This is a genomic window from Sphingopyxis sp. (assembly GCF_016704835.1).
Taxonomy (GTDB): domain Bacteria; phylum Pseudomonadota; class Alphaproteobacteria; order Sphingomonadales; family Sphingomonadaceae; genus Sphingopyxis.
This window is the reverse complement of the sequence record NZ_JADIZJ010000001.1, coordinates 318035-340729: the sequence shown is the minus strand read 5'-3', so window position 1 is coordinate 340729 and position 22695 is coordinate 318035. Positions and strand designations below refer to the sequence as shown.

Genomic DNA, 22695 nt, shown 5'->3' with positions numbered 1-22695 from the left:
CGATTGTGACCAGGCGCAGTCATCGGTTGCCGACCGTATCTAGAAGCGCGCCGACACATGTACTCCTGCGCCTTGGGTATCGCCCCATGGTACGATCTGGACTCGCGCGTCCGCCTTGCTCGTGATGAGATGGCCAACCGATGTGCCGATGACCGCGCCAACCAGTACATCGCCGACTCGGTGCTTTCGCGCCTCGACGCGCGAAAGCCCAACGAAGGAAGCAACCACATAGGCGGGTAATCCCGCTTCCCAACCGTGGCGGTTGTGGAGCGTCGCGGCTGCAGCGAAGCTGGTCGATGTGTGGCCTGACGGAAAGCTCTTATTGTCGCTGCCATCGGGGCGGCGCGATGGGAATGCTTCCTTGAGCCCCTGGGTGATCAGGATCGTACCTGCAATACTTCCGCCCGCTTGAAGGACGCCGTCCCAGTCGCCCTGAACAGCGGGTACGCCAAAAGCGGCGACGACAAGTGCATTTTTGGCGATCGTCCCGGCGTCGTTCCAGTCATCCTCACTGGCCTGTGCGGGCACCGCCACGCCAAGTGCCAGCACAAGGGCGAATCCGGTGGTGGTTTTCCTGCGCATGCGTCTCTCCCGAAAGGCTCTCCCTTTGGTCACCGTGCAGGTCTAGCGCGATGGTGGTCCGAGGCCAAGTCAATGCCATGTGCGCGCTGCGGATTGCGCGTTTCAGTGTCAAAAAGCCGTCGGTGATGCTGTTTATTAGTATTGCGAACTATTTGCAAAAAAAGCCAGTTTTTCGAGCTTTTCGCGGTTGTTTCGTTAACGGAATCGGCGTAGGGGCGACCCCAGTCTTGGGATCGGCATGGCACTTTAGCCCGTGTGCCGCCGGTCTGTGAAGCATTGCCGGGCTTGCCAGGAAGGGAGTGCCGCGCGCCATGGGACGCAAGAAGATCGCATTGATCGGAGCCGGAAATATCGGCGGGACGCTGGCGCTGCTCGCCGCACAGAAGGAACTCGGCGACGTCGTCCTGTTCGACGTGGTCGAAGGCGTGCCGCAGGGCAAGGCGCTCGACCTGTCGCAGGTCGGCCCGATCGCGGGCTTCGACGCGAAGATCACCGGCACGAACGACTATGCCGACATCGCCGGCGCCGACGTCATCATCGTCACCGCCGGTGTTGCCCGCAAGCCGGGGATGAGCCGCGACGACCTGCTCGGTATCAACCTGAAGGTCATGAAGGCCGTCGGCGAGGGCATCAAGGCCAACGCCCCCGAAGCGTTCGTCATCTGCATCACCAATCCGCTGGACGCCATGGTTTGGGCGCTGCGCGAATTCTCGGGGCTCCCGCACACCAAGGTTGTGGGCATGGCCGGCGTGCTCGATTCGGCGCGCTTCAGCCACTTTATCGCCGACGAGTTCGACGTGTCGGTGAAGGATGTGAACACCTTCGTGCTCGGCGGCCATGGCGACACGATGGTCCCGGTCGTCCGCTATTCGACCGTCAACGGCATCCCCGTTCCCGACCTCGTCAAGATGGGCCTGTCGAGCCAGGACAAGATCGACGCGATCGTCAAGCGCACGCGCGGCGGCGGCGGCGAAATCGTCGCGCTGCTCGGCACCGGTTCGGCTTTTTACGCCCCGGCCGCGAGCGGCATCGCGATGGCTGAAGCGTACCTCGGCGACCAGAAGCGCATCCTGCCTTGTGCCGCTTATGTCGATGGCCAGTATGGGCTCGACGGACTGTATGTTGGTGTTCCAGTGCTGATCGGTGCAGGTGGGGTCGAGAAGATCGTCGAGATCGAACTCGATGCCGACGACAAGGCCGGTCTTCAGGTCTCGGTCGATGCGGTCAAGGAACTGCTTGACGCATGCAAGGCGCTGGATCCCAGCCTCGCCTGATTCCTTTTTGGCGCGCCCGGCGCTTCGCGTTGGGCGCGCTGGCTCTCCCCAGGAGAATTTGATTATGTCCATCCTCATCGACAAGAATACCAAGGTCATCACGCAAGGGATGACCGGCGCCACCGGCACCTTCCACACCGAACAGGCGCTGGCTTATGGCACCCAGATGGTCGGCGGCGTGACGCCGGGCAAGGGCGGCACCACGCATATCGGCCTGCCGAACTTCAATACGGTTGAAGAAGCGAAGGCCGCGACCGGCGCGACCGCGAGCTGCATCTATGTTCCGCCGCCGTTCGCCGCCGATTCGATCCTCGAGGCGATCGATGCCGAGATGGAGCTGATCGTTTGTATTACCGAGGGCATTCCGGTGCTCGACATGGTCAAGGTCAAGCGCGCGCTTTCGGGTTCGAAATCGCGCCTGATCGGCCCCAACTGCCCCGGCGTGCTGACTCCGGGCGAATGCAAGATCGGCATCATGCCGGGCAGCATCTTCTCGAAGGGCAGCGTCGGCGTCGTCTCGCGCTCGGGCACGCTAACCTATGAGGCGGTGTTCCAGACGACCAATGCGGGGCTGGGTCAGACGACCGCGGTCGGCATCGGCGGCGATCCGGTCAACGGCACCAACTTCATCGACGTGCTCGAGCTCTTCCTCGCCGACGAAGCCACCAAATCGATCATCATGATCGGCGAAATCGGCGGCGACGCCGAAGAACAGGCGGCGCAGTTCTTAATCGACGAAGCCAAGCGCGGCCGCAGAAAGCCGATGGCGGGCTTCATCGCGGGCCGTACCGCGCCCCCGGGCCGCCGCATGGGCCATGCCGGTGCGATCGTGTCGGGCGGCAAGGGCGACGCCGAAAGCAAGATTGCGGCGATGGAAGCCGCGGGCATCACCATGTCGGCCAGCCCGTCCGAGCTCGGCACCACGCTCGTCGAAGTGCTGAAAGAACGCGTTTGATTTAAGCGCCCGCTGGCAAGAGTCGTTGTTAGCGGGCGTTGCTCCCCAATATCCTCCCCGGAGCCATTTCTCTGTCGAGAATGGAAAAGACAATGAACCTCGAACGACAAAGCTTTGACATCGACGCGCCGCAGGCCGGCCCCAGCTGGGCGCCGAAAAACTGGCCGCAGATCGACAGCGACGACTTGACCGCTGCGCTCGATCCGCAGCAGATGCAGATCGCCGTCAAGGCGGCCGCTGCGAAGGGCGGCGCGCCGCTGTCGAACGCCGAAGTCGAACGCGCCGCGAATGACTCAATCCGCGCGATGATGCTGATCCGCACCTACCGGGTGCGCGGGCATCTGGCCGCCAATCTCGACCCGCTCGGGCTGACCCAGCGCGAACTCCCTGCCGATCTGACCCCCGAATATCATGGCTTTGTCGGCGCCGATCAGGACCGCCCGGTGTGGCTGGGTGGGACGCTGGGGCTCGAGCGCGCAACGGTGCGCGAAATTGTCGCGATCCTGCGCGCCAATTATTGCAGCAATGTCGGCCTCGAATATATGCACATCGCCGACCTGAAAGAGCGTCAGTTCCTGCAGGAGAGGATGGAAGGCGCCGACAAGATCATCGAATTTTCGGTCGAGGGCAAACGCGCCATCCTGAACAAGGTGATCGAGGCCGAGGAATGGGAGAAATTCCTCGCGCGCAAATATGTCGGGACCAAGCGTTTCGGGCTCGATGGCGGCGAGAGCATGATCCCCGCGATGGAAGCCATCATCAAATATGGCGGCCAGTACGGGGTCAAGGAAATCGTCTATGGCATGGCGCACCGTGGGCGCCTCAACATGCTCGCGAACGTGATGGCAAAGCCGTACAAAATCATTTTCCACGAATTTGCCGGCGGATCGGCGAACCCCGACGACATCGGCGGTTCGGGCGATGTCAAATATCACCTCGGCACCTCGACCGATCGCGACTTCGGCGGCGCATCGGTGCATATGTCGCTGGTCCCCAACCCGTCGCACCTCGAAGCCGTCGACCCGGTCGTGCTCGGCAAGGTGCGCGCGCAGCAGGTGGTGCGTGACGACCTGGAAAAGCATGAGCAGGTGCTGCCGGTGCTGATCCACGGCGACGCAGCGTTCGCGGGGCAGGGGATCGTCTGGGAATGCCTCGGCTTTTCGGGCATTCGCGGCTACAACACAGGCGGCTGCATTCACTTCATCGTCAACAATCAGATCGGTTTCACCACCAGCCCGCAATATGCGCGCTCGTCACCTTATCCGTCCGATGTGGCAAAGGGCGTCATGGCGCCGATCCTCCACGTCAACGGCGATGATCCCGAAGCGGTGACCTTTGCCTGCAAGCTCGCGATCGATTTCCGCCAGCAGTTCAAGCGCGACGTTGTCATCGACATGTGGTGCTATCGCCGCTTTGGCCATAATGAGGGCGACGAGCCTTCGTTCACCCAGCCTTTGATGTATGCGCGTATCCGCCAGCATCCGCCGGTGTCGCAGCTTTGCGCCGCCAAGCTGGAAAGCGAAGGCGTGATCGACGCGGGTTGGGCCGATGCTCGCCGCGCCGAGTTTATCGCGCGGCTCGAAGATGATTTCGAGGGCGCTAAAAGTTACAAGCCGAACAAGGCGGACTGGTTCGCTGGGCGCTGGTCGGGGCTGCACGCCCCCGCTGATCCCGAAAATGCCCGCCGCAATATCTCGACCGGGGTCAGCGACAAATTGTTCGATTCGATCGGCCGGATCATGACCACTGTCCCTGCCGACCTCGACGTCCACAAGACGCTGCGCCGCGTCATCGACGCGCGGGGTGCGATGTTCGCCGACAAGAGCGACAAGGAAGTGTTCGACTGGGCGACCGCCGAAAGCCTCGCCTTTGGTACCTTGCTCAGCGAGGGCTATCAGGTCCGCTTGTCGGGGCAGGATTCGGGGCGTGGTACTTTTAGCCAGCGTCACGCGGTCTGGGTCGATCAGAAGGACGAACGCAAATATGTGCCGCTGACCATCGTGCCACACGGCCGGTTCGAAGTGCTCGACAGCCCCTTGTCCGAATATGGCGTGCTCGGCTTCGAATATGGTTATGCGATGGCCGATCCGAAAAGCCTCGTGCTTTGGGAAGCCCAGTTCGGCGATTTCGCCAATGGCGCGCAGATCATGATCGACCAGTTCATCGCGTCGGGCGAGGCCAAATGGCTGCGCGCCAACGGGCTCGTGCTGCTGCTCCCGCACGGCTATGAAGGACAGGGGCCGGAGCATAGCTCGGCGCGGCTCGAACGCTTCCTGCAGCTGTGCGCGGGCGACAATATCCAGGTGTGCAATATTTCAACCCCGTCGAACTATTTCCACGTCCTGCGCCGCCAGATGCTGCGCCCGTTCCGCAAGCCGCTGATCATCATGACGCCGAAGTCGCTCCTCCGCCACAAGCTGGCCGTGTCGCAGCGCAGCGACTTCATCGGCGAAGCGCATTTCCGCCGCATCATGTCCGACCGCGCCCCGCCCGCGGACGCTGATACCAAACGCGTGGTGCTGTGCTCGGGCAAGGTCGGTTACGACCTGATGGAAGCGCGCGACGCCGCGGGGCTGACCGACACCACGGTGATCCGCATTGAACAGCTCTATCCCTTCCCCGGCGATCCGCTCGCGGTGCGCCTGAAGCGCATGCTGAAGCTGGAGGATGTGGTGTGGGCGCAGGAGGAACCGCGCAACAATGGCGGCTGGTCGTTCGTCGAGCCGTTCATTGAAGACGCGCTGACCGCAGCGGGCAAGAAGGGCATGCGCCCGCGCTATGCCGGACGCGGCGCCGCGGCATCGCCCGCGACGGGCCTGATGAGCCGCCACCAGACTGAGCAGGCGGCGCTGGTCGCCGATGCGCTGGGCCTGAGCGTCCGCGCCGAAATCCGCCGAAGCAAGAACAAAGCCTGAGCCCCCAAGGAACTGTATCGATGAGCACCGAAGTCAAAGTCCCCACGCTGGGCGAAAGCGTTACCGAAGCGACGATCGGCGAATGGCTGAAACAGCCGGGTGACGCGGTTGCGCTCGACGAACCAATAGCCAGCCTAGAGACCGACAAGGTTGCGGTCGAAGTGCCCTCGCCGGTGGCCGGGGTGATGGGCCAGCAGGTCGCCGCGGTCGGCGATACGGTCAATGTCGGTGCGACCATTGCGACGATCGACGCCGGTGACGGCAAGGCCCCTGCACCCGCGGCTGCCCCTGCGGCAAAAGCCGAGGTGGCGGCTCCGGCTCCTAGTGCGACCGCCCCCGCGCCCGTAACCGAGGACAGCGGCGATGGCGTCACCACCCTGTCGCCCGCGGTGCGCCGCCTGGTGCTCGAGCATGGCCTCGACCCCAGCAAGATCAAGGGCACCGGCAAGGATGGCCGACTGACCAAAGAAGACGTCCTCGCCGCGGCGAACGCGGCGCCGGAGGCGGCGCCCGCCGCGGCTCCAGCGCCGGCGGCGACTCCCGCCGCAGCGGGCGCGCCGGGCCGCCGCGAAGAGCGCGTCAAGATGACCCGGATGCGCCAGACGATCGCCAAGCGCCTCAAGGCGGCGCAGGACACCGCGGCGATGCTGACGACGTTCAACGACGTCGACATGTCGGCGGTGATGGCAACGCGCGACAAATATCGCGAGACGTTCGAAAAGAAGCATGGCGTACGCCTCGGCTTCATGAGCTTTTTCACCAAGGCGGTGGCACTCGCCGCGCATGACATTCCCGCGGTCAACGCCCGCATCGACGGTGACGAGATCGTCTATCACGACTATCTCGACGTCTCGGTCGCGGTCAGCGCGCCGAACGGCCTCGTCGTGCCGGTCGTCCGCAACGCCGACGGGCTGAGCTTTGCCGAAATCGAAAAAGCGATCGCCGACCTCGGCAAGCGCGCCAAGGAGGGCACGCTGACGATGGACGACATGACCGGCGGCACCTTCACCATCTCGAACGGCGGCGTGTTCGGCGGCCTGATGTCGACGCCGATCATCAACCCGCCGCAGTCGGCGGTGCTCGGCCTTCACCGCATCGAGGACCGCCCGGTCGTCCGGAATGGCGAGATCGTCATCCGCCCGATGATGTATCTGGCGCTCAGCTATGATCACCGCCTAATCGACGGGCGTGAGGCGGTGACCTTCCTAAAGACGATCAAGGAAGCGATCGAGGATCCGACGCGCCTCCTCATCGACCTCTAAAAGACTTCTCCCCGTCCCCCCGAGGGGTAAAGGAACGACAAATGGCTGATTACGACTACGACGTTCTTGTCATCGGTGCCGGTCCCGGCGGTTATGTCGCGGCTATCCGCGCTGCGCAGCTTGGGCTCAAGACCGCGTGCGCCGATGGCCGTGCAACGCTCGGCGGCACCTGCCTCAACGTCGGCTGCATCCCTTCGAAGGCGATGCTCCATGCGTCCGAATATTATGACGCCGCGGCAAACGGCGCGATGGCGAAGATGGGGATCGACGTGACCCCCAGGCTGAACCTGCCCGCGATGCACGCGCAGCGGATCGACGCGGTCAAAGGATTGACCGGCGGCATCGAATTCCTGTTCAAGAAGAACAAGGTCGACTGGCTGAAAGGCTATGCTGCGTTCGCCGGCAAGGACAGTGTCGAGATTGCGGGCAAGACCTATCGCGCCAAGAACATCATCATTGCGACGGGCTCGTCGGTGACCCCGCTGCCGGGTGTCGATGTCGATAATGACAAGCAGATCATTGTCGATTCGACCGGCGCGCTCGAACTGGCGAAGGTGCCGGGTCATATGGTCGTCATCGGCGGCGGCGTGATCGGGCTTGAGCTTGGCAGCGTGTGGCGCCGACTGGGCGCCAAGGTCACCTGCGTCGAATTCCTCGACCAGATCCTGCCCGGCATGGACGCCGATATCCGAAAGGATGCGAATCGCATCTTCAAGAAGCAAGGCATCGAGTTCAAGCTGAAGACCAAGGTCACCGGCGCCGCGGTCAAGGGCAAGAAGGCCGTGCTGACGCTCGAACCCGCCGCAGGCGGCGACGCGGAAACGCTCGAAGCCGATGTCGTGCTGGTGTCGATCGGGCGGCGCCCGAACACCGATGGGCTGGCGCTCGACAAGGCGGGGCTCGCCGTCAACGCGCGCGGCCAGATCGAAACCGACAATGAATTCGGCACCCAGGTCCCCGGCATCTGGGCCATCGGCGACGTCATCCCCGGCCCGATGCTCGCGCACAAGGCCGAAGACGAAGGCATCGCCTGCGCCGAGAATATCGCGGGCCAGACGGGCATCGTGAACCATGATGTCATCCCGTCGGTCGTCTACACCTGGCCCGAAATCGCCGGGGTCGGCCTGACCGAAGAGCAGGCGAAGGAACGCGGCGAGGTCAAGGTCGGCAAGTTCCCGATGGCGGGCAACAGCCGCGCCAAGACTAATCACGAACCCGATGGATTCGTGAAGATCATTGCCGATGCCAAGACCGACCGCGTGCTCGGCGTGTGGTGCATCGCCAGCGTCGCCGGCACAATGATTGCGCAGGCTGCGCAGGCGATGGAATTTGGCGCCACGTCCGAAGACATCGCCTACACCTGCCACGCGCATCCGACGCACAGTGAGGCGATCAAGGAAGCGGCGATGGCGGTGACGGGCAAGCCGATCCACGTCTGACGCGGAGGGCATCATGCCCGATTTCGACAATGCGCTGATCGTTCGCCTGCTCGACCTGGCGGGCATCGGCGTCTTTGCGCTGTCGGGGGCGTTGATGGCGGTGCGGCTGCGGCAGACGCTCGTCACTGCCGCTTTTTTTGCGCTGGTGACGGGCGTCGGCGGCGGCAGCGTGCGTGACCTGCTGATCGGCGCGCCGGTGTTCTGGGTGCAGGATGGAGCGATTTCGGCGGTATGCATCGCGATCGCATTGATCGTCTGGCTCACCCCCGAACGCTGGTGGCAGGGGCAATTGCTCGAATGGGCCGACGCCGTCGGGCTAGCGGCCTATGCCGTGTTCGGCACGGCCAAGGCGCTGGCGTGGGGCGTGCCACCTGCGCCCGCGCTTTTGATGGGGGTGATCACCGGGTGCGTCGGAGGCACCATCCGCGACATATTGGCGGGGGTGCCGTCGATCATTGTGCGCCCCGAAATCTATGTCACCGCGGCGGCGCTGGCGTCAGGCCTGTTTCTGTTCCTGATGTGGCTCGGCGTCGGCACGCCGGTTGCCGCGGTGGTTGGTGCGGTTGCAGGATTCATCCTGCGCGGCGCGGCGATCCGCTGGTCGCTCGCGCTGCCCGCCTATCGTGATCCCAAAACAGGTGCTTAGGCGCCCGGCTTGACGTTCGCGTCAACTGCGCCATGGTGGCGGATATTCGGCCAAAGGACACCGCAGAATGACCATCGCGCAAACGACTGCCAACGGCATCAGCATCACCTATGACGACAAGGGGCCGAAGGATGCACCGGTGGTCCTGCTGGTGATGGGGTTGGGCGGGCAGTTAACGCTGTGGCCCGACGAGTTCGTCGACGCGCTGAATGTCCACGGGTTTCGCACCATCCGCTATGACAATCGCGACGTCGGTCTTTCGACGCGCTTTGACGCGGCGGGGGTGCCAAACCTCAAATGGATGTTTGTGAAGGCGGCAATCGGGTTGCCGGTGCGCCCCGCCTACACGCTGGCAGACATGGCCGCCGACGGGGTTGCGTTGCTCGATCACCTCGGCGTCGCGCACGCACACATCGTCGGCGCGTCGATGGGCGGAATGATCGCGCAGCATATCGCGGCGCGCTACCCTGATCGCACGTTGTCGCTGACCTCGATCATGTCGAGCACCGGAAACCGCCGCCTGCCGCGCGCGCGCAAGGAAGCGATGCAGGTGTTGGCGAACCGGCCGATGAGCGGTGACCCCGAGGATATGATCGCCTATTCGGTGCGCGCTGCGCGGGTGATTGGAAGCCCCGGCTATCCGGCGGCCGAAGAGCGCCTCCAGCGCCGCGTACGTGCCGATTTCGAACGCGGCTGGTATCCGCAGGGCGTCGCACGGCAAATGGCGGCGATTGTCGCCGATGGCGACCGGCGCGCGCTGCTGAAATCGATCATCGCGCCGACGTTGGTTGTCCACGGCGAGGATGACCCCCTCGTGCCGCTCGCGGCGGGGCACGACACGGTGGATAATATCGCGGGGGCGCGGTTGCTGACGATTCCCGGCATGGGGCATGATCTGCCGCTGGCGCTGGTTGATACGCTGGCTGATGCGATTGCGGGGCATGCGAAAAGTGATGGGGTCGCTGCGTAGCGAACCGCCCAGCTTTCAACGTGCGTCATTGCGAGCGAAGCGAAGCTATCCAGAGCGGTTTACGCAAACTCTGGACCGCCGCGTCGCTTTGCTCCTCGTCATGACGAACGGCTACTTCAGCAGCAGCGCCATAGTCGCAAAGAAGCCCTTCGCCCCAGCTTTGCCCGGGCGCGGCACCGCAGGCAGGTAGCCTCGGCAATCGAGGCACGATGCCTGCACCGAGCCGGTTTGGGTGAGCATCGCCATATCCTGCATCAGCCGCCGTTCGGTCAGCTGGCGGTTCATCGCTGCAATGCCGAACCAGCCGCGCGGCGCGGCGGCGGTTTCCTCTTCGCCTTTGCCCCAGCTGGCGAGCATTTTCGAAAATTCGCTCGGCTCGTCCTCATAATATTTGGCGTGGAAATCTCCGTCGACCTTGGCGAGCTTGGCCGCTGCGGCGAGCGCGTCGGGCAGACCGCCAAACTGATCGACCAAGCCCAGCTGGCGCGCAGTGCCGCCCGCCCAAACGCGCCCTTCGGCAATCGTGCGGATCTTTTCGATCGGCTGCTTACGGCTCTTCGCCACCAGCCCGGTGAAGCGGGCGTAGATGTCCTCGACGCTCGCCTGCGCCAGCGTGTTGAACTCTTCGTTGACGCCGCCGAACACGTCGGGCTGGCCCGACAAAGGTGTCGTTGCGATCCCGTCGGCGGTGACGCCGATCTTGGCGAGCGCCTGATCGAAGCTCGGCAGGATGCCAAACACCCCGATCGATCCGGTGATCGTCTCGGGTTCGGCAAAGATGCGGTCGGCGGGGGTCGAGACCCAATAGCCGCCTGATGCCGCAACATTCGCCATCGACACCACGATCGGTAGCTTCTTGGCCTTGGCGGCGAGCAACGCCTGACGGATTTCTTCGGACGCGAGCACCGATCCGCCGGGCGAATCGACGCGGAGCACAATCGCCTTGGTGCCGCTGTCGGCGGCGGCGTCGAGGATATGCTGGGCGACGGTGGTACCGCCGGCGGTGCCGGTCGGCGCCTCGCCATCGACGATTTCGCCAACGATGGGGATGACCGCGATCGCGCTGCCTTTCGTCTTGGGCGGATTCGCTGCGACCCAGTTTTCGAGCGGGATCGCGTTATATTCCCACGGCTTGCTGTCGTCGTACGCGCCGCTAATTTCCGCGACGCGGGTGTTGAACGCCATCCGGCTGCCGAGCTTATCGATCAGGCCCGCGTCGAGCGATGCCTTGGACAGATCGTTGCCTGCGGCGCGCACTGCGCCCGCAGTGTCGGCAATAAAGGCGTCGATCTTGGCTGCCGGGCGCGCCTTTTTGACGTCGGTCAGCCAATTGTCCCACAGCACACTGGCATAAGCGAGATTGGCTTCCTTCGCTTCGGGCGATTGATCGCTGCGGAGATATGGTTCGACCGCACTTTTGAACGTGCCGACGCGGTAGATGTTGGCGGTGATCCCCAGCCGATCCATCAACCCCTTGTAATAGAGGCGTGATCCGCCGGGACCGGCGATGGCGACGCCGCCGATGCCGTCGGCCCACACTTCGCTGGCGTGCGACGCGATCTGATAGCTGTCGGTGGTGTAGGCGGTGGCAAAGGCCAGCACGGGTTTTTTCTTGGCGCGGACCTTGTCGACCGCGGCGCCGATCTCGGCGAGCGAGACCTGGCCGCCGCCGAGGAAGCGGTCGAGGTCGAGAACGACCGAGGTAATGCGCTTGTCATTCGCGGCGGTTTCGAGCGAATGAACGACGTCGCGGACCCGGATTTCCTGAAGCTGGGCGTTGCCCGACAGGGCAGAGAGGGTGTCGACCTCTGCGGGTTGTTCGCTGACCACCCCGTCGAGTTCGATCAACAGCGCGCCTTCGCTGACCGGCAACCCGGCGTTGGGGCGTCCGGCGAGCAGACCGAACAGCGCAACGAAAAACAGCAGCAGGAAGATCAGCGCGAGCGCGTCCTTGATCCCGACGAGCAGGTTCCAAACCTTGCGCGGGAAACTGGTCCGCGACCTTGACTTGTCGTCGCCGGGGAGGGGGCGGCGCACGGGGATCGCCCAGGGGCCAGCGGGATCGTTCGGGGTGGTGGCGGTGGTTTCGGTCATGCTGCAGATCTAGGGGTGCGGCTCGCCCTTGGCAATGCACGCTTCGACCGGCGGGTCACCGGGGCCTGTCGACGACGTCAGAGCCAGCCTTCGCGGCGGTACCAGCGTACGGTTTCGGTGAGTGTTACGTCTGTGCCGCGTTCCGGGCGCCACAGGGTGGTAGGCGGATGGGCACCTGGTGCCGCGACCCAGTCCGGGTGCGCGATGTAACGCGCGCGGTCGGGGGTCAGCTTGGCGCGGCTGCGGCGGACGAACGTGTCGATCCGGCCGCCCGCCTTGAGCACTGTCATTGGGATGGCGAGCGTCGCGACATGATTGCGCCCAACCGCGCGCCCGATCGCGCGCGCAAAGCTGCGGTGGGACCAGCCTTGCGGACGACCGTCGTCGGGCTCGTAAATCGCGCCGATACTCGTGCTGCGATCGGCGGCGAGCGCCACGAGAAGGCGCGCCAGCTCGTCAACATAGATCGCCGACATGCGTCCGCTGGGAGGCAGCAGCGCAATGCCGCGCCGCGCCATACGAAACAGGTCGAGCATTTCGGTGTCGCCGGGGCCGAAGACGGCGGGGGGGCGAACGATTGTCCAGTCGAGCCCGCTGTCGCGCACGATGACTTCGGCGCGCGCCTTCGACCAACCATAGTCGGAGAGGTCGGGCTCACGCGCCGCAAGCGACGAGACATGGACAAAGCGCGTCACCCCGGCGGCGCGCGCTGCGTCCACGACATGACGCGTCGCGGTAGCATTGCCCGCTTCGAAGGCGGCGCGGGTCGGGACGTTGACGACGCCGCCAATATGCATAACCACGTCGCTGCCCGCCGCCATCTCGGCAAGGCTGTCGGGCCGATCGAGCGCGCCCGCGATCCAGGTCACGCCTTCGCGCGCGGGTTGCGGGCGGCGGGTGAGCGCGCGGATGTGCCAGCCCGCGCCGATCGCCTGCCGCATCGTCGCGCCGCCGACAAAACCGGTCGCGCCGGTCATCGCCAGCAGGTGCTGAGTCACAGCAGCACCATATGGTCGCGGTGGACCATCGCGCTGCGCGGCGCGTAGCCGAGCGCGGCCTCCTGCGCGTCGCGACCAAGCCCCATGATTGCGGCCGCATCAGTCCCGGGTATTCGGACAGTCCGCGCGCGACGATAACGCCGTCGGGACCGGCTATGTCGAGCACGTCGCCGCGGGCAAATACACCAACCACGCTGCTCACTCCGGCCGCAAGCAGGCTCGCCCCGCCGCGCAGTGCGCGCGCCGCACCAGCATCGATCGTCACCCGCCCTTTGGCGGTCAGCCCGCCCGCGAGCCACGCCTTGCGCGCGCTCGCGCCTTTTTCGGCGACAAATAAGGTGTGCCGCGCCGCGGTCGACAGCGGCCGGTCGATCCGTCCTGAGGCGATCGCCAGATGCGCGCCCGCGGCGTTGGCGATGCGCGCGGCGGCGATTTTCGACACCATGCCTCCCGATCCCATACCTGACGCCGAGCCGGTATCGGCCATTGCCTCCACCGCGGCGTCGATGCGTTCGACCCGGGCGATATGCACCGCGTCCGGCTGCACCGGGTTGCGGTCGTATAATCCGTCGACATCGGAGAGCAGCACGACGCCGCCGGCGCCCGCCGCCTGCGCGACGCGGGCGGCGAGGCGGTCGTTGTCACCGAAGCGGATTTCCTCGGTCGCGACGCTGTCATTTTCGTTGATGATCGGAACGACGCCCAAGCTGAGCAGCCGGTCGAGGGTGGCGCTGGCGTTGAGATAACGCCGCCGCTCTTCCAGATCGTCGAGTGTCACCAAAATCTGTGCGGCGGTCAACCCTACGGCGGCCAGCACTTCGGCCCAGACTTGCGACAACACAATCTGACCGGTCGCCGCCGCGGCCTGCGCGTCTTCCAATGTGCCCCGGCCACCCTTCGCCAACCCAAGCCGCCGCGCGCCAAGCGCGATCGCGCCTGATGAGACGACGGCGACCTGCTGACCCGCGCGCGTTCGCTCGGCAATGTCGGCGGCGATTCCTGTCAACCACTCTCGTCGCACCGTGCCATCGGGGTCGACCAGCAGCGCGGATCCGATCTTCACGATCAATCTGGAACAAGAGGAGGGCGCGAACAACATGACGCCGCCGATAGCGCGCGGCGGCCCCCGCGCCAATGCTATTACGTCAGCGAGAGCCGCCGAACGTGTAGCTAAGCGCGAGGCCGACCGACGGCTGGCTGCGGCTACCGAGTTGGCGCGTTACCGGCGAGTCGGCCGTATCGCCGATCAGCCGGTCATAGCGCCCGTAAACGGCGACGCCCCAATTTCGGCCGAGCATCCGGTGATAGCCGACGGTCACACCCACCGACTGGATCCCGCCATCCGCGTCGTAGGCGGCGAGGCCTGAGGTCGCGGCGGCAGCGGGGGTCACCCCGAAATAGGCGTTGGTATATTTGGCATCGCCCAACGTCACGCGCGGGCCGATCGAAAACAGCCAGTCGTCGCCCTCGCGCGCGATATAGTCCGCGCTGACTTCGCCGACCCAGCCCTTATGGCCGCTTAGCGCCTTACGGCCTTCAACGCGGACGCGGATGGCTGGCGTGAGGGAAACCTGCGCAAAACCGCCGGCTTCGAAGGAGAAGCCGACCTTCGGCAGATCGGCGCCGATGTTGGCGCCGGTGCGTTTGCCAATGAATCCCAGCGCCGGTCCAAAAGCAAAGTTGCCCGATTGGATCAGTGGCCCGCCAAAGCTCTCGTCAGCCGCCTCGAAGGTAAATTCGGTTCCTACCCGCTCGCGCGAGACATCGACATAGGGACCGATCGACAGATCTTTCGATCCCGGCCATGACGGCGACAGTTGCGGTCCAAATATGACGCGGGTGCGGTTTTCGGCCCCGCTCGCGGTGTCCTGCGCATGGGCCGGAAGGGCGGCGACGCCGAGAATGGGCGAAACGCAGAGCAGAAACTTGATTGCACGAGGGGCAGTGAACATCCGGAATTCCTTGTTGTTTATGCTACAAGGCTTTCCGCACCCATTCGTTCCTAGACCGGCGACCAATCGGTCGTTTCTTCGCCATCGTCATTGCGGACAACCACGCGCTTTTCGGGGCCAATGATCTCGAGCAGCTTGTCGAGGATCGCGGGCACCCCGGCGCCGCTCGCGCCCGACAACGCCATCACGGGATGGCCGCTTTCTTCGGCAAGCTCGGCCGACAGTGCCGTAACGAGTTCGTCGTCGAGCGTGTCGATCTTGTTCAGCGCCACGATCACGGGCTTGTCGGTCAGATCGGCGCCATAGGCCTCCAGCTCGTCGCGGACGATGCGGTAGCTGGTGGCGACATCTTCATCATTGGCGTCGACCAGATGCAGCAGCACGCGGCAGCGTTCGATATGGCCAAGGAAGCGGTCACCGACCCCGGCGCCGTCGGCGGCACCTTCGATCAGCCCGGGGATGTCGGCGACGACGAACTCATTGCCCTTGTGACTGACCACCCCAAGCTGCGGGCGCAGGGTGGTGAAGGCATAGGCGCCGACCTTGGCCTGCGCGTTGGTGACACCGTTGATGAAAGTCGATTTGCCCGCGTTGGGCAGCCCGACGAGGCCTGCATCGGCGAGCAGCTTGAGCCGCAGCCACACCCATTTTTCTTCGCCCGGCCAGCCCGGTCCGTGCTGGCGCGGGGCGCGGTTGGTGCTCGTCTTATACGATGCGTTACCGCGCCCGCCGTCGCCGCCGCGCAAGAATACGAGCGTTTCGCCCTCCTTGGTCAGATCGGCGAGCAGGCTGCGGTCTTCATCGTCGTCGAGGATCTGGGTGCCGATCGGGACCTCGATGACCAGGTCGGGGCCGCCCGCGCCGGTGCGGTCGCGCCCCGCGCCGGGGGTGCCGCGCTTCGCCTTGAAATGCTGGGTGTAGCGAAAGTCGATCAGCGTGTTCAGACCGGCGACGGCCTCAAAGATGATGTCACCGCCCTTGCCGCCATTGCCGCCGTCGGGACCGCCATATTCGACATATTTTTCGCGCCGGAAGCTGACGGCACCGGGGCCGCCGTCGCCAGACTTGATGTAGATTTTTGCTTGATCAAGGAAATGCATGGGGAGCCTCTGGAGCGGAAACAATCGCGTTCGCATCACGTGAAGCGGCGTCGGCGGTGGTCCTGGTTCGTGTGGCAGCGTCGCATCTGGCGACGTTGCTCGGCACGAATATGGTGGGTGGGTGGCGCTCCCCTTAGTCGCAGCGCACCGAAATGGCCAGTTTTGTCATGCGTCAGCCATCAGTTCGATGAAATGCGCTGGCCTAGCGCCGAGGCGACGCAACTTTACGGGCCAGTGCTCGTTGGGTGGGTAAGGCATCGTACGATGCTTGCCCCATATTTTCCCGAAAGGATTTCAAATGTTTGACAACAAGAATGTCAGCACGCTCAATTCCCTGATTGCCACCACGCTCGACAGCGTCGATGGCTATCGCAAGGCCGCCGAAGAAGCGAACGCAGCGCAGTTTCGCGAAATCTTTCTCAGCCGCGCGAACGAGCGCCAGACGATTGTCACCGCTTTTCAAGCAAAGGTCCGAGAGCTCGGCGGCAATCCCGAAGATGATGGTACCGTGCTCGCGTCGGCGCACCGCGCTTTTCTGGGCCTGCGCGACGCGCTGACCGGTGACCGCAACGATTCGGCGGTCGTTGCCGAGGTCGAACGCGGCGAAGATCATATCAAGGCGAAGTTTGAAAGCGCGCTGAAGGACGGGGATCTGGACCCGGTCGTGCAGCAGCTGATCCAATCCAGCTTTGCCTCGGTTCGCGAAGGCCATGACCAGATGTCGGCGCTCAAGCATCAGTTGAACGCCAGCTAAGACCTTCTCCCACCCTCCCGGAGAAGCATGGAAACGGCGGTCCCGAACAATCGGGGCCGTCGTTTCTATTTGGCGTTCTGCGCCGCCCAGAAGTTCGCGATGCGCCCGGTGATCAACTCGCACGCCAACGCGCGCGCGGTGTCGCGGGGCAAGCCGAGCGCTTCGGCCATCGCGCCCCCCAGCTGAGCATCGCCGAGTGCCATCAGCACCAATGCCAGCGTGTCCTCGTGCATCAGCCGTTTTTCATGCGCATCGGGGGCCATGCCATCGATCAGCTTGTGGATCGCATCGACGATCGGGTCGAGTGCGTCCTCATTGCCCGTTGCTGCCATCCATGTTGCGAGCGCGCCCGCGCCGCCGCTGTCGAAGGCGTCAAAAGCCAGGTCGACGATCTCGCGCACATTGCGCTCGCCCGCGGGCGATTCGGCCATTTTCTCGCCGATCGTCGCGCACACCGTTTCGGCGAGATAGGCGGCGAGCGCCTTTTGCAGCCCTGCGGCGCTGCCAAAATGGTGGAGCAGGTTGGCGTGGGTGCGGTCGATGCGCCCTGCCACGGCCTTCAGCGTCACCGCCGCCGGCCCGGTTTCAATCAATATCTGGCGCGCGGCTTGCAGGGCAACGAACCGGCTTTCCTCGGGACTCAGGCGCTTCTTCACTATTGACATGTATGTAAGTAAACCCTATTCTTATTCCCCATTGTCCCTTTTCGACGGTATGATCCATATGTCCAGCCTTTCCCTCTCCCCGACCCCCGCCGACCTGTCGATCACTCCGCGCGATATGCGCTTTGGCCGCGACGACAACCAGGGCCGCTGGTGGCTGAACGGCGACCCGATCGCGTCGGCCTTCCACACCGCCTTGTCCGTCACCTTTCCGCGCGGCGAGGCGATGTTCATCGAAGCGGTAAAGGCGCACCGTGACGGCGTACCCGACAAGCTGGCGCGCGAAATCCGGGCGTTTACGCAGCAGGAAGTGATCCACAGTCGCGAACATGTCGTGTTCAACAAAAAGGCGGCAGAAGCGGGTTATGACCTCAGCGAACTTGAGGCCGACGTCAATCAGGTGCTCGACCTGATCAAGCAGCGCCCGCAGATCGTCAACCTGATGGCGACGATTGCGCTCGAACATTATACCGCGATGATGGCGTCGGTGATGCTGCGCGACGAGAGCATGTACGCGGGCGCCGAGCCCGAATGGGCCAGCTTATGGAAATGGCACGCGATCGAAGAGATCGAGCATAAGGGCGTCGCTTACGACACCTGGCTGCACGCGACGAAGGATTGGAGCCGCTGGAAACGCTGGCGCGCCAAGTCGCTGATGATGATCCTCGTCACGACGCGCTTCTGGCCCAAGCGGGTGAAGGGCATGAAGAATTTGCTCAAGCAGGACGGCCTGACCGGCTGGCGCGTCACCGCCCGCATCTGGTGGTATCTGCTCGGTTCTCCGGGAGTGCTTCGCAAAAGCTTCCTGCCGTGGCTCAGCTATTTTATGCCTGGCTTCCACCCGTGGAACCACGACGACCGCGCGCTGATCCAGAAATATGAAAGCGACTATGCCGACGCCGTCATGCCGGCGCATGCATCGGGGCCGGATTTGGTCGCCGCGGCGGCCTGAGGTTCAGCCGTCGGCAGCGACGAGTGACCGCGGCGCAATGCGGTAGCCCCAAAAGCACAGCCCGAGCATGAACAGGTTCGAGACGAGATCGAGCGCCATCCAGCGCGTCATCACTGGCACGACGAACACGAAATAATAGTTAAACCAAAAGAAGGGCAAAAGGGCGACGCCGTAGATCACGAAAGTGGCCTTCGTCCAGCGGCTGAAGGCGATGAACAGCCCGCCAAGCACCGCCTGCGCCCCGAAACAGCCCATCAAGAGCGCGCTCGTCGTGCTGAGATGCTGATATTCGGGATTTACTCCGAGCCGTTCGACCATGTGCGGCGCGACGAGGCACCAGGCGCCAAGGATCAAGAAGGGAAGGGCGAGCAGGCGCTGCGGCCAGAGGGGCGTCAACATGACGCGACATTATCAGCCCCGCGCGCGACCGACAATGCCGGGCTGGACGCGGTGGCCGCCGTCCCATATCCCCCTGCGGGTGGAGGGGACCATGCAACCACAGATGACCGCGGCGGAAGTCACGCAGCTCGAGCTGCAGTTGGCGGGGCTATCGTCGCTGCTCGAATTCGGCTGCGGTGGAAGCACGCTGGTCGCGGCGCGGCAGGTGCGGCGGATCGTCAGCGTCGACAGCGATCCTGTCTGGCTGGCCAAAGTGCAGGCGGACATTGCGGGTGAGGCGATCGAATTCACGCCTTTTCACGCCGATATCGGCGCGGTCGGGGAATGGGGCTATCCGACCGACGAAAGCCGCCTGCGCGACTGGCCGCGGTACCACACGCGGATCTGGCAAGGCATGAGCGGCAGCCCCGACGCGGTGCTGATCGACGGACGGTTTCGCGTCGCGTGCCTGTTGCAGGCGATCATTCACTGCAAACCCGACTGCATCTTGCTCTTCCACGATTTTACCAATCGGCCGCATTATCACGTCGTGCTGAAGCACGTTGATGTGCTGACCCGCGTCGATACGCTCGCGGTAATGCGCGCAAAACAGCAGGTCGATGGCAAGGCGGTGCTGCATGATCTGTTCGACCATTATCTGATCCCCGATTGACCCACCGAACGTGCTTCGGCACACCCACGCGCATGCTCAGTATCGCCCCCGTTATCGAGACCGATCGCCTGCGTCTGCGCCCGGGTCGCCTGTCCGACAAGGACACCCACATTGCGATGTGGGCCGACGCCCGGGTCACGCGCTTCATTGGCGGCGAACCGCGCGCGCCCGACGTCAGCTGGGGTAAGTTTTTGAGCTCAGCGGGGCTATGGCCGGTGATGGGGTTCGGATATTGGGTGTTCGCAGAGAAGGCAAACGACGCGCTGATCGGCATGGGAGGCTTAAGCTATTTCGGCCGCGGAATAGCGGAGCTGGAGGGCTATCCCGAGGTCGGCTGGGCGTTCGACGCCGACCATTGGGGCGCGGGCTATGCGACCGAAGCAATGACCGCGGCGCTTGGTTGGGCCGATGCCAATCTTGATGCCGCCGAGGTGCGCTGCATCATCGATCCGGGGCATGACGCGTCGGAGCGCGTTGCGGCGAAACTAGGGTTTCGGTGGATTGGCAGGAGCGATGCGCTCGGGCATGTGGTCGGAATCTACGGGCGGCCACGCGGGGGGTAATCAATCTTCGTCATTGCGAGGCAAGCGACGCTGCAATCCAGAGTTGCGTAAACCGCCCTGGATTGCTTCGCTTCGCTTGCAATGACGCATGTGAACGGGTTCAGGCCGCCTCGACCACCAGCACCCCGCCGTCGGCGCTAACAACGCGGACCTTGGTCCCTTCGGCGGCGTCCGGCCCGCGCACAGGCCATTCGCCGTCACCGACCCGGGCGCGGCCGCGGCCGTTTTCGATCGCGGTCACCAGCGTCAGCACTTCGCCGATCAGCCGTCCGCCGCGCTGGTTAAGCAACGGGTCGCTCGACACGATCGGATTGGCCTTGAGCCAGCGCCGAGCGCCATAAAGTGCGATGAAGGCGAGCACGGCAAAGACGCCGAGCTGCATCGGTACCCCGATCGGGAGCAGAAAGGCCAGCACGCCGGTCGCAATCGCGGCGACGCCGAGCCAGACGAGAAAGAACCCTGGCGCGATGATTTCGGCGGCGCACAGCAGCACCCCGACGGTTAGCCAGGCCCAGTGCGGCGCCATGCTGTTCAGCCATTCGGTCATATCAGCGCACTCCGGGAGCGGTCGGCGGCGTCGGGCCGCGCTCGAAGGCATCGCGGGCGAGTTCGCCAATACCGCCGAGCGTGCCGATCAGCTGCGTCGCCTCGACCGGGAACAGGATCGTCTTGCTGTTCGGGCTCGTAGCGAACTGGCTGACCGCTTCGACATATTTTTGCGCGATGAAATAGTTGATCGCCTGCGCATTGCCGCCGGCGATCGCGTCGGACACCATTTGGGTCGCCTTGGCTTCGGCTTCGGCCTCGCGTTCGCGCGCTTCGGCGTCGCGGAAGGCGGCCTCGCGGCGCCCTTCAGCTTGCAGGATCTGGCCCTGCTTCTCACCCTCGGCGCGCAAGATTTCCGAAGCGCGCATGCCCTCGGCTTCGAGGATGTTGGCGCGCTTCTCGCGCTCGGCCTTCATCTGCCGCGCCATGGCGTTCGAAATGTCGGCGGGGGGACGGATGTCCTTGATCTCGACGCGGGTGATCTTGACCCCCCAAGGCGTCGTCGCCTCATCGACCACGACCAGCAGGCGCGCGTTGATATGGTCGCGCTTCGACAGCGTTTCGTCGAGGTCCATCGACCCCATGACGGTGCGCAGGTTCGTCGTCGTCAGGTTCATGATCGCCAGATAGAGGTCGCTGACTTCATAAGCAGCCTTTGCGGCGTCGAGCACCTGAAAGAAGACGACGCCGTCGACGGCGACCATCGCATTGTCCTTGGTGATGATTTCCTGGCCGGGAATGTCGAGCACCTGCTCCATCATATTGACCTTGCGGCCGACGCGATCGAAGATCGGCATGATGAAGTTCAGCCCCGGCTGCGCGGTATGCGTGTAGCGACCAAAGCGTTCGATCGTGTAGCTGAAACCCTGCCGAACCGGGGTCAGTGCCCACAACAGGAACACCGCCGCCAGCACGACGAGTGCGATCGGAAACCAATAGTCCATCGAAAATCCCCTCTGCGAACCTGACCGTGTGGCCTCACTCCGTTATTGCGAGAATGGCCGCAGTGCGCCAGACAAAAGCGCATGACTCACCCTGAATTTGCTCCGCGATCGCTGCTTTATGTCCCCGGCTCGAGCGCTCGCGCGCTCGAAAAGGCGAGCGGACTGGCCGCTGACATGTTGATCATCGACCTGGAGGACGCAGTGCCTTCGGATCGCAAGGGCGAAGCGCGCGTCGCGATGCGCGCCGCGGTAACGGCGGGTTTTCCGGGCAAGCGCGTCGCGGTGCGGATCAACGCAACCGGGACGGCCGAGCAGGCGGCGGATATCGACGCGCTAGCGGATTTGGAGCTCGACGCCTTGGTGCTGCCCAAGGTCGATGCGCCCGCCGACCTTGGCCCCGCGCGCGGGTTGGGCCTGCCGGTGCTGGCGATGATCGAAACCCCGACGGCGATCTATGCCGCGCGCGACATTGCCGCCGATCCGGCGGTGGTCGGGCTGATAGCAGGGCTTAACGATCTGGCACATGAATTGAAGTTGCCGGACGGTATGGATCGCGGTGCGATGAGCCACGCGATCCAGGCGATCGTGCTGGCGGCGCGCGCGGAGGGCGTGTGGGGTTTTGACGGGGTCTATAACGCGATTGATGATGCCGCGGGTTTCGCGGCCGAAGCGGCCGAAGGAAGGCGGCTCGGTTTCGATGGCAAATCGCTCATCCACCCGTCGCAGGTCGATCCGTGCAACGCCGCCTTCGCGCCGTCGGCGCGCGAGATCGCCGGAGCCGAGGCGCTGGTCGCTGCAGCGACCGGCGGAGCGCAGCGCTACCACGGGCGGATGATCGAGGATATGCACGTCGCGGCGGCGCGGGCGCTGCTGGCGCGGGCGGGGCGCTGAGCAAGTCTGTCATCCCGGCTAAGGCCGGGATCTCGCCGGCACGTTCGGCCGCGAGGTTGAGAACCCGGCCTCCGCCGGGATGATGAAGGTGTGGGCCATTCGTCGTTCGACGAACGCGCCTTGCCTGACCGGGGCGGAAATGCCA

Annotated in this window: 21 protein-coding genes and 1 pseudogene; 12 read left to right on the top strand and 10 right to left on the bottom strand. The window is 64.4% G+C overall.

Features of this window, described 5'->3' with window-relative positions:
* Positions 1 to 39 precede the first annotated feature (39 nt).
* Entirely contained in the window at positions 40 to 582 is a 543-nt protein-coding gene (locus IPF76_RS01725; protein WP_293838782.1) for a phosphatase PAP2 family protein, read from the bottom strand.
* A gap of 311 nt (positions 583 to 893) precedes the next feature.
* Here IPF76_RS01725 and mdh point away from each other — a divergent pair, with 311 nt between their 5' ends.
* The 7 genes from mdh to IPF76_RS01690 all read left to right on the top strand — a co-directional run bounded on the left by mdh (position 894) and on the right by IPF76_RS01690 (position 10043).
* The gene (mdh, locus tag IPF76_RS01720; protein WP_293838779.1) at positions 894 to 1856 is read left to right on the top strand and encodes a malate dehydrogenase; all 963 of its coding nucleotides are present in this window, start codon (positions 894 to 896) and stop codon (positions 1854 to 1856) included.
* A 64-nt stretch (positions 1857 to 1920) separates the two neighbouring features.
* Positions 1921 to 2811 carry a succinate--CoA ligase subunit alpha gene (sucD, locus tag IPF76_RS01715; RefSeq protein ID WP_088444074.1) on the top strand — a complete coding sequence of 297 codons (891 nt, stop codon included), beginning with the start codon at positions 1921 to 1923 and terminating at the stop codon, positions 2809 to 2811.
* A gap of 92 nt (positions 2812 to 2903) precedes the next feature.
* Positions 2904 to 5726: a 2-oxoglutarate dehydrogenase E1 component gene (locus IPF76_RS01710; protein WP_293838774.1), complete on the top strand. Its 2823-nt coding sequence runs from the start codon at positions 2904 to 2906 to the stop codon at positions 5724 to 5726.
* A gap of 20 nt (positions 5727 to 5746) precedes the next feature.
* A complete protein-coding gene (odhB, locus tag IPF76_RS01705; protein WP_293838771.1) occupies positions 5747 to 6988 on the top strand; it encodes a 2-oxoglutarate dehydrogenase complex dihydrolipoyllysine-residue succinyltransferase in 1242 nt (413 codons plus the stop codon).
* 41 nt (positions 6989 to 7029) lie between these two features.
* Complete coding sequence (gene lpdA / locus IPF76_RS01700) at positions 7030 to 8427, top strand: dihydrolipoyl dehydrogenase (RefSeq protein ID WP_293838768.1); 1398 nt, start codon at positions 7030 to 7032, stop codon at positions 8425 to 8427.
* A gap of 13 nt (positions 8428 to 8440) precedes the next feature.
* Positions 8441 to 9073: a trimeric intracellular cation channel family protein gene (locus tag IPF76_RS01695; RefSeq protein ID WP_293838765.1), complete on the top strand. Its 633-nt coding sequence runs from the start codon at positions 8441 to 8443 to the stop codon at positions 9071 to 9073.
* A gap of 67 nt (positions 9074 to 9140) precedes the next feature.
* Complete coding sequence (locus IPF76_RS01690; RefSeq protein WP_293838762.1) at positions 9141 to 10043, top strand: alpha/beta fold hydrolase; 903 nt, start codon at positions 9141 to 9143, stop codon at positions 10041 to 10043.
* Positions 10044 to 10154: 111 nt separating this feature from the next.
* Here IPF76_RS01690 and sppA read toward each other — a convergent pair whose 3' ends face one another.
* From sppA to obgE, 5 genes and pseudogenes are all read right to left on the bottom strand, one after another.
* Entirely contained in the window at positions 10155 to 12137 is a 1983-nt protein-coding gene (sppA, locus tag IPF76_RS01685; RefSeq protein ID WP_293838759.1) for a signal peptide peptidase SppA, read from the bottom strand.
* 77 nt (positions 12138 to 12214) lie between these two features.
* Positions 12215 to 13114 carry an NAD(P)H-binding protein gene (locus IPF76_RS01680; protein ID WP_293841838.1) on the bottom strand — a complete coding sequence of 300 codons (900 nt, stop codon included), beginning with the start codon at positions 13112 to 13114 and terminating at the stop codon, positions 12215 to 12217.
* A gap of 17 nt (positions 13115 to 13131) precedes the next feature.
* A pseudogene (proB, locus tag IPF76_RS01675) lies at positions 13132 to 14234 on the bottom strand (glutamate 5-kinase).
* Positions 14235 to 14280: 46 nt separating this feature from the next.
* Positions 14281 to 15087 (bottom strand): MipA/OmpV family protein, encoded by an 807-nt coding sequence (locus IPF76_RS01670; protein ID WP_293838756.1) that lies wholly within the window; start codon positions 15085 to 15087, stop codon positions 14281 to 14283.
* 50 nt (positions 15088 to 15137) lie between these two features.
* A complete protein-coding gene (gene obgE / locus IPF76_RS01665) occupies positions 15138 to 16187 on the bottom strand; it encodes a GTPase ObgE (protein WP_293838754.1) in 1050 nt (349 codons plus the stop codon).
* Between the two features lie 298 nt (positions 16188 to 16485).
* On the opposite strand from obgE, the gene IPF76_RS01660 reads away from it, so the two are divergent.
* Complete coding sequence (locus IPF76_RS01660) at positions 16486 to 16941, top strand: PA2169 family four-helix-bundle protein (RefSeq protein ID WP_293838752.1); 456 nt, start codon at positions 16486 to 16488, stop codon at positions 16939 to 16941.
* Between the two features lie 65 nt (positions 16942 to 17006).
* On the opposite strand, the gene IPF76_RS01655 is transcribed toward IPF76_RS01660, so the two are convergent.
* Positions 17007 to 17606: a TetR family transcriptional regulator gene (locus IPF76_RS01655; protein WP_293838750.1), complete on the bottom strand. Its 600-nt coding sequence runs from the start codon at positions 17604 to 17606 to the stop codon at positions 17007 to 17009.
* Positions 17607 to 17664: 58 nt separating this feature from the next.
* Between IPF76_RS01655 and IPF76_RS01650 the strand changes: the two genes are divergently transcribed.
* A complete protein-coding gene (locus IPF76_RS01650) occupies positions 17665 to 18555 on the top strand; it encodes a metal-dependent hydrolase (RefSeq protein WP_293838748.1) in 891 nt (296 codons plus the stop codon).
* Between the two features lie 3 nt (positions 18556 to 18558).
* Here the strand turns inward: IPF76_RS01650 and IPF76_RS01645 are convergent, their stop codons facing one another.
* Positions 18559 to 18954, bottom strand: a complete 396-nt coding sequence (locus tag IPF76_RS01645) for a hypothetical protein (RefSeq protein ID WP_293838746.1) — start codon at positions 18952 to 18954, stop codon at positions 18559 to 18561.
* Positions 18955 to 19057: 103 nt separating this feature from the next.
* Between IPF76_RS01645 and IPF76_RS01640 the strand changes: the two genes are divergently transcribed.
* Both IPF76_RS01640 and IPF76_RS01635 read left to right on the top strand, forming a co-directional pair.
* The gene (locus IPF76_RS01640; protein ID WP_293838742.1) at positions 19058 to 19606 is read left to right on the top strand and encodes a hypothetical protein; all 549 of its coding nucleotides are present in this window, start codon (positions 19058 to 19060) and stop codon (positions 19604 to 19606) included.
* A 32-nt stretch (positions 19607 to 19638) separates the two neighbouring features.
* Complete coding sequence (locus IPF76_RS01635) at positions 19639 to 20169, top strand: GNAT family N-acetyltransferase (RefSeq protein ID WP_293838741.1); 531 nt, start codon at positions 19639 to 19641, stop codon at positions 20167 to 20169.
* Between the two features lie 100 nt (positions 20170 to 20269).
* Here IPF76_RS01635 and IPF76_RS01630 read toward each other — a convergent pair whose 3' ends face one another.
* The gene (locus tag IPF76_RS01630; protein WP_293838739.1) at positions 20270 to 20716 is read right to left on the bottom strand and encodes an NfeD family protein; all 447 of its coding nucleotides are present in this window, start codon (positions 20714 to 20716) and stop codon (positions 20270 to 20272) included.
* A 1-nt stretch (position 20717) separates the two neighbouring features.
* A complete protein-coding gene (locus IPF76_RS01625) occupies positions 20718 to 21659 on the bottom strand; it encodes an SPFH domain-containing protein (protein WP_293838737.1) in 942 nt (313 codons plus the stop codon).
* An 81-nt stretch (positions 21660 to 21740) separates the two neighbouring features.
* On the opposite strand from IPF76_RS01625, the gene IPF76_RS01620 reads away from it, so the two are divergent.
* Positions 21741 to 22550: a CoA ester lyase gene (locus IPF76_RS01620; RefSeq protein WP_293838734.1), complete on the top strand. Its 810-nt coding sequence runs from the start codon at positions 21741 to 21743 to the stop codon at positions 22548 to 22550.
* The last annotated feature ends 145 nt before the right edge of the window (positions 22551 to 22695 follow it).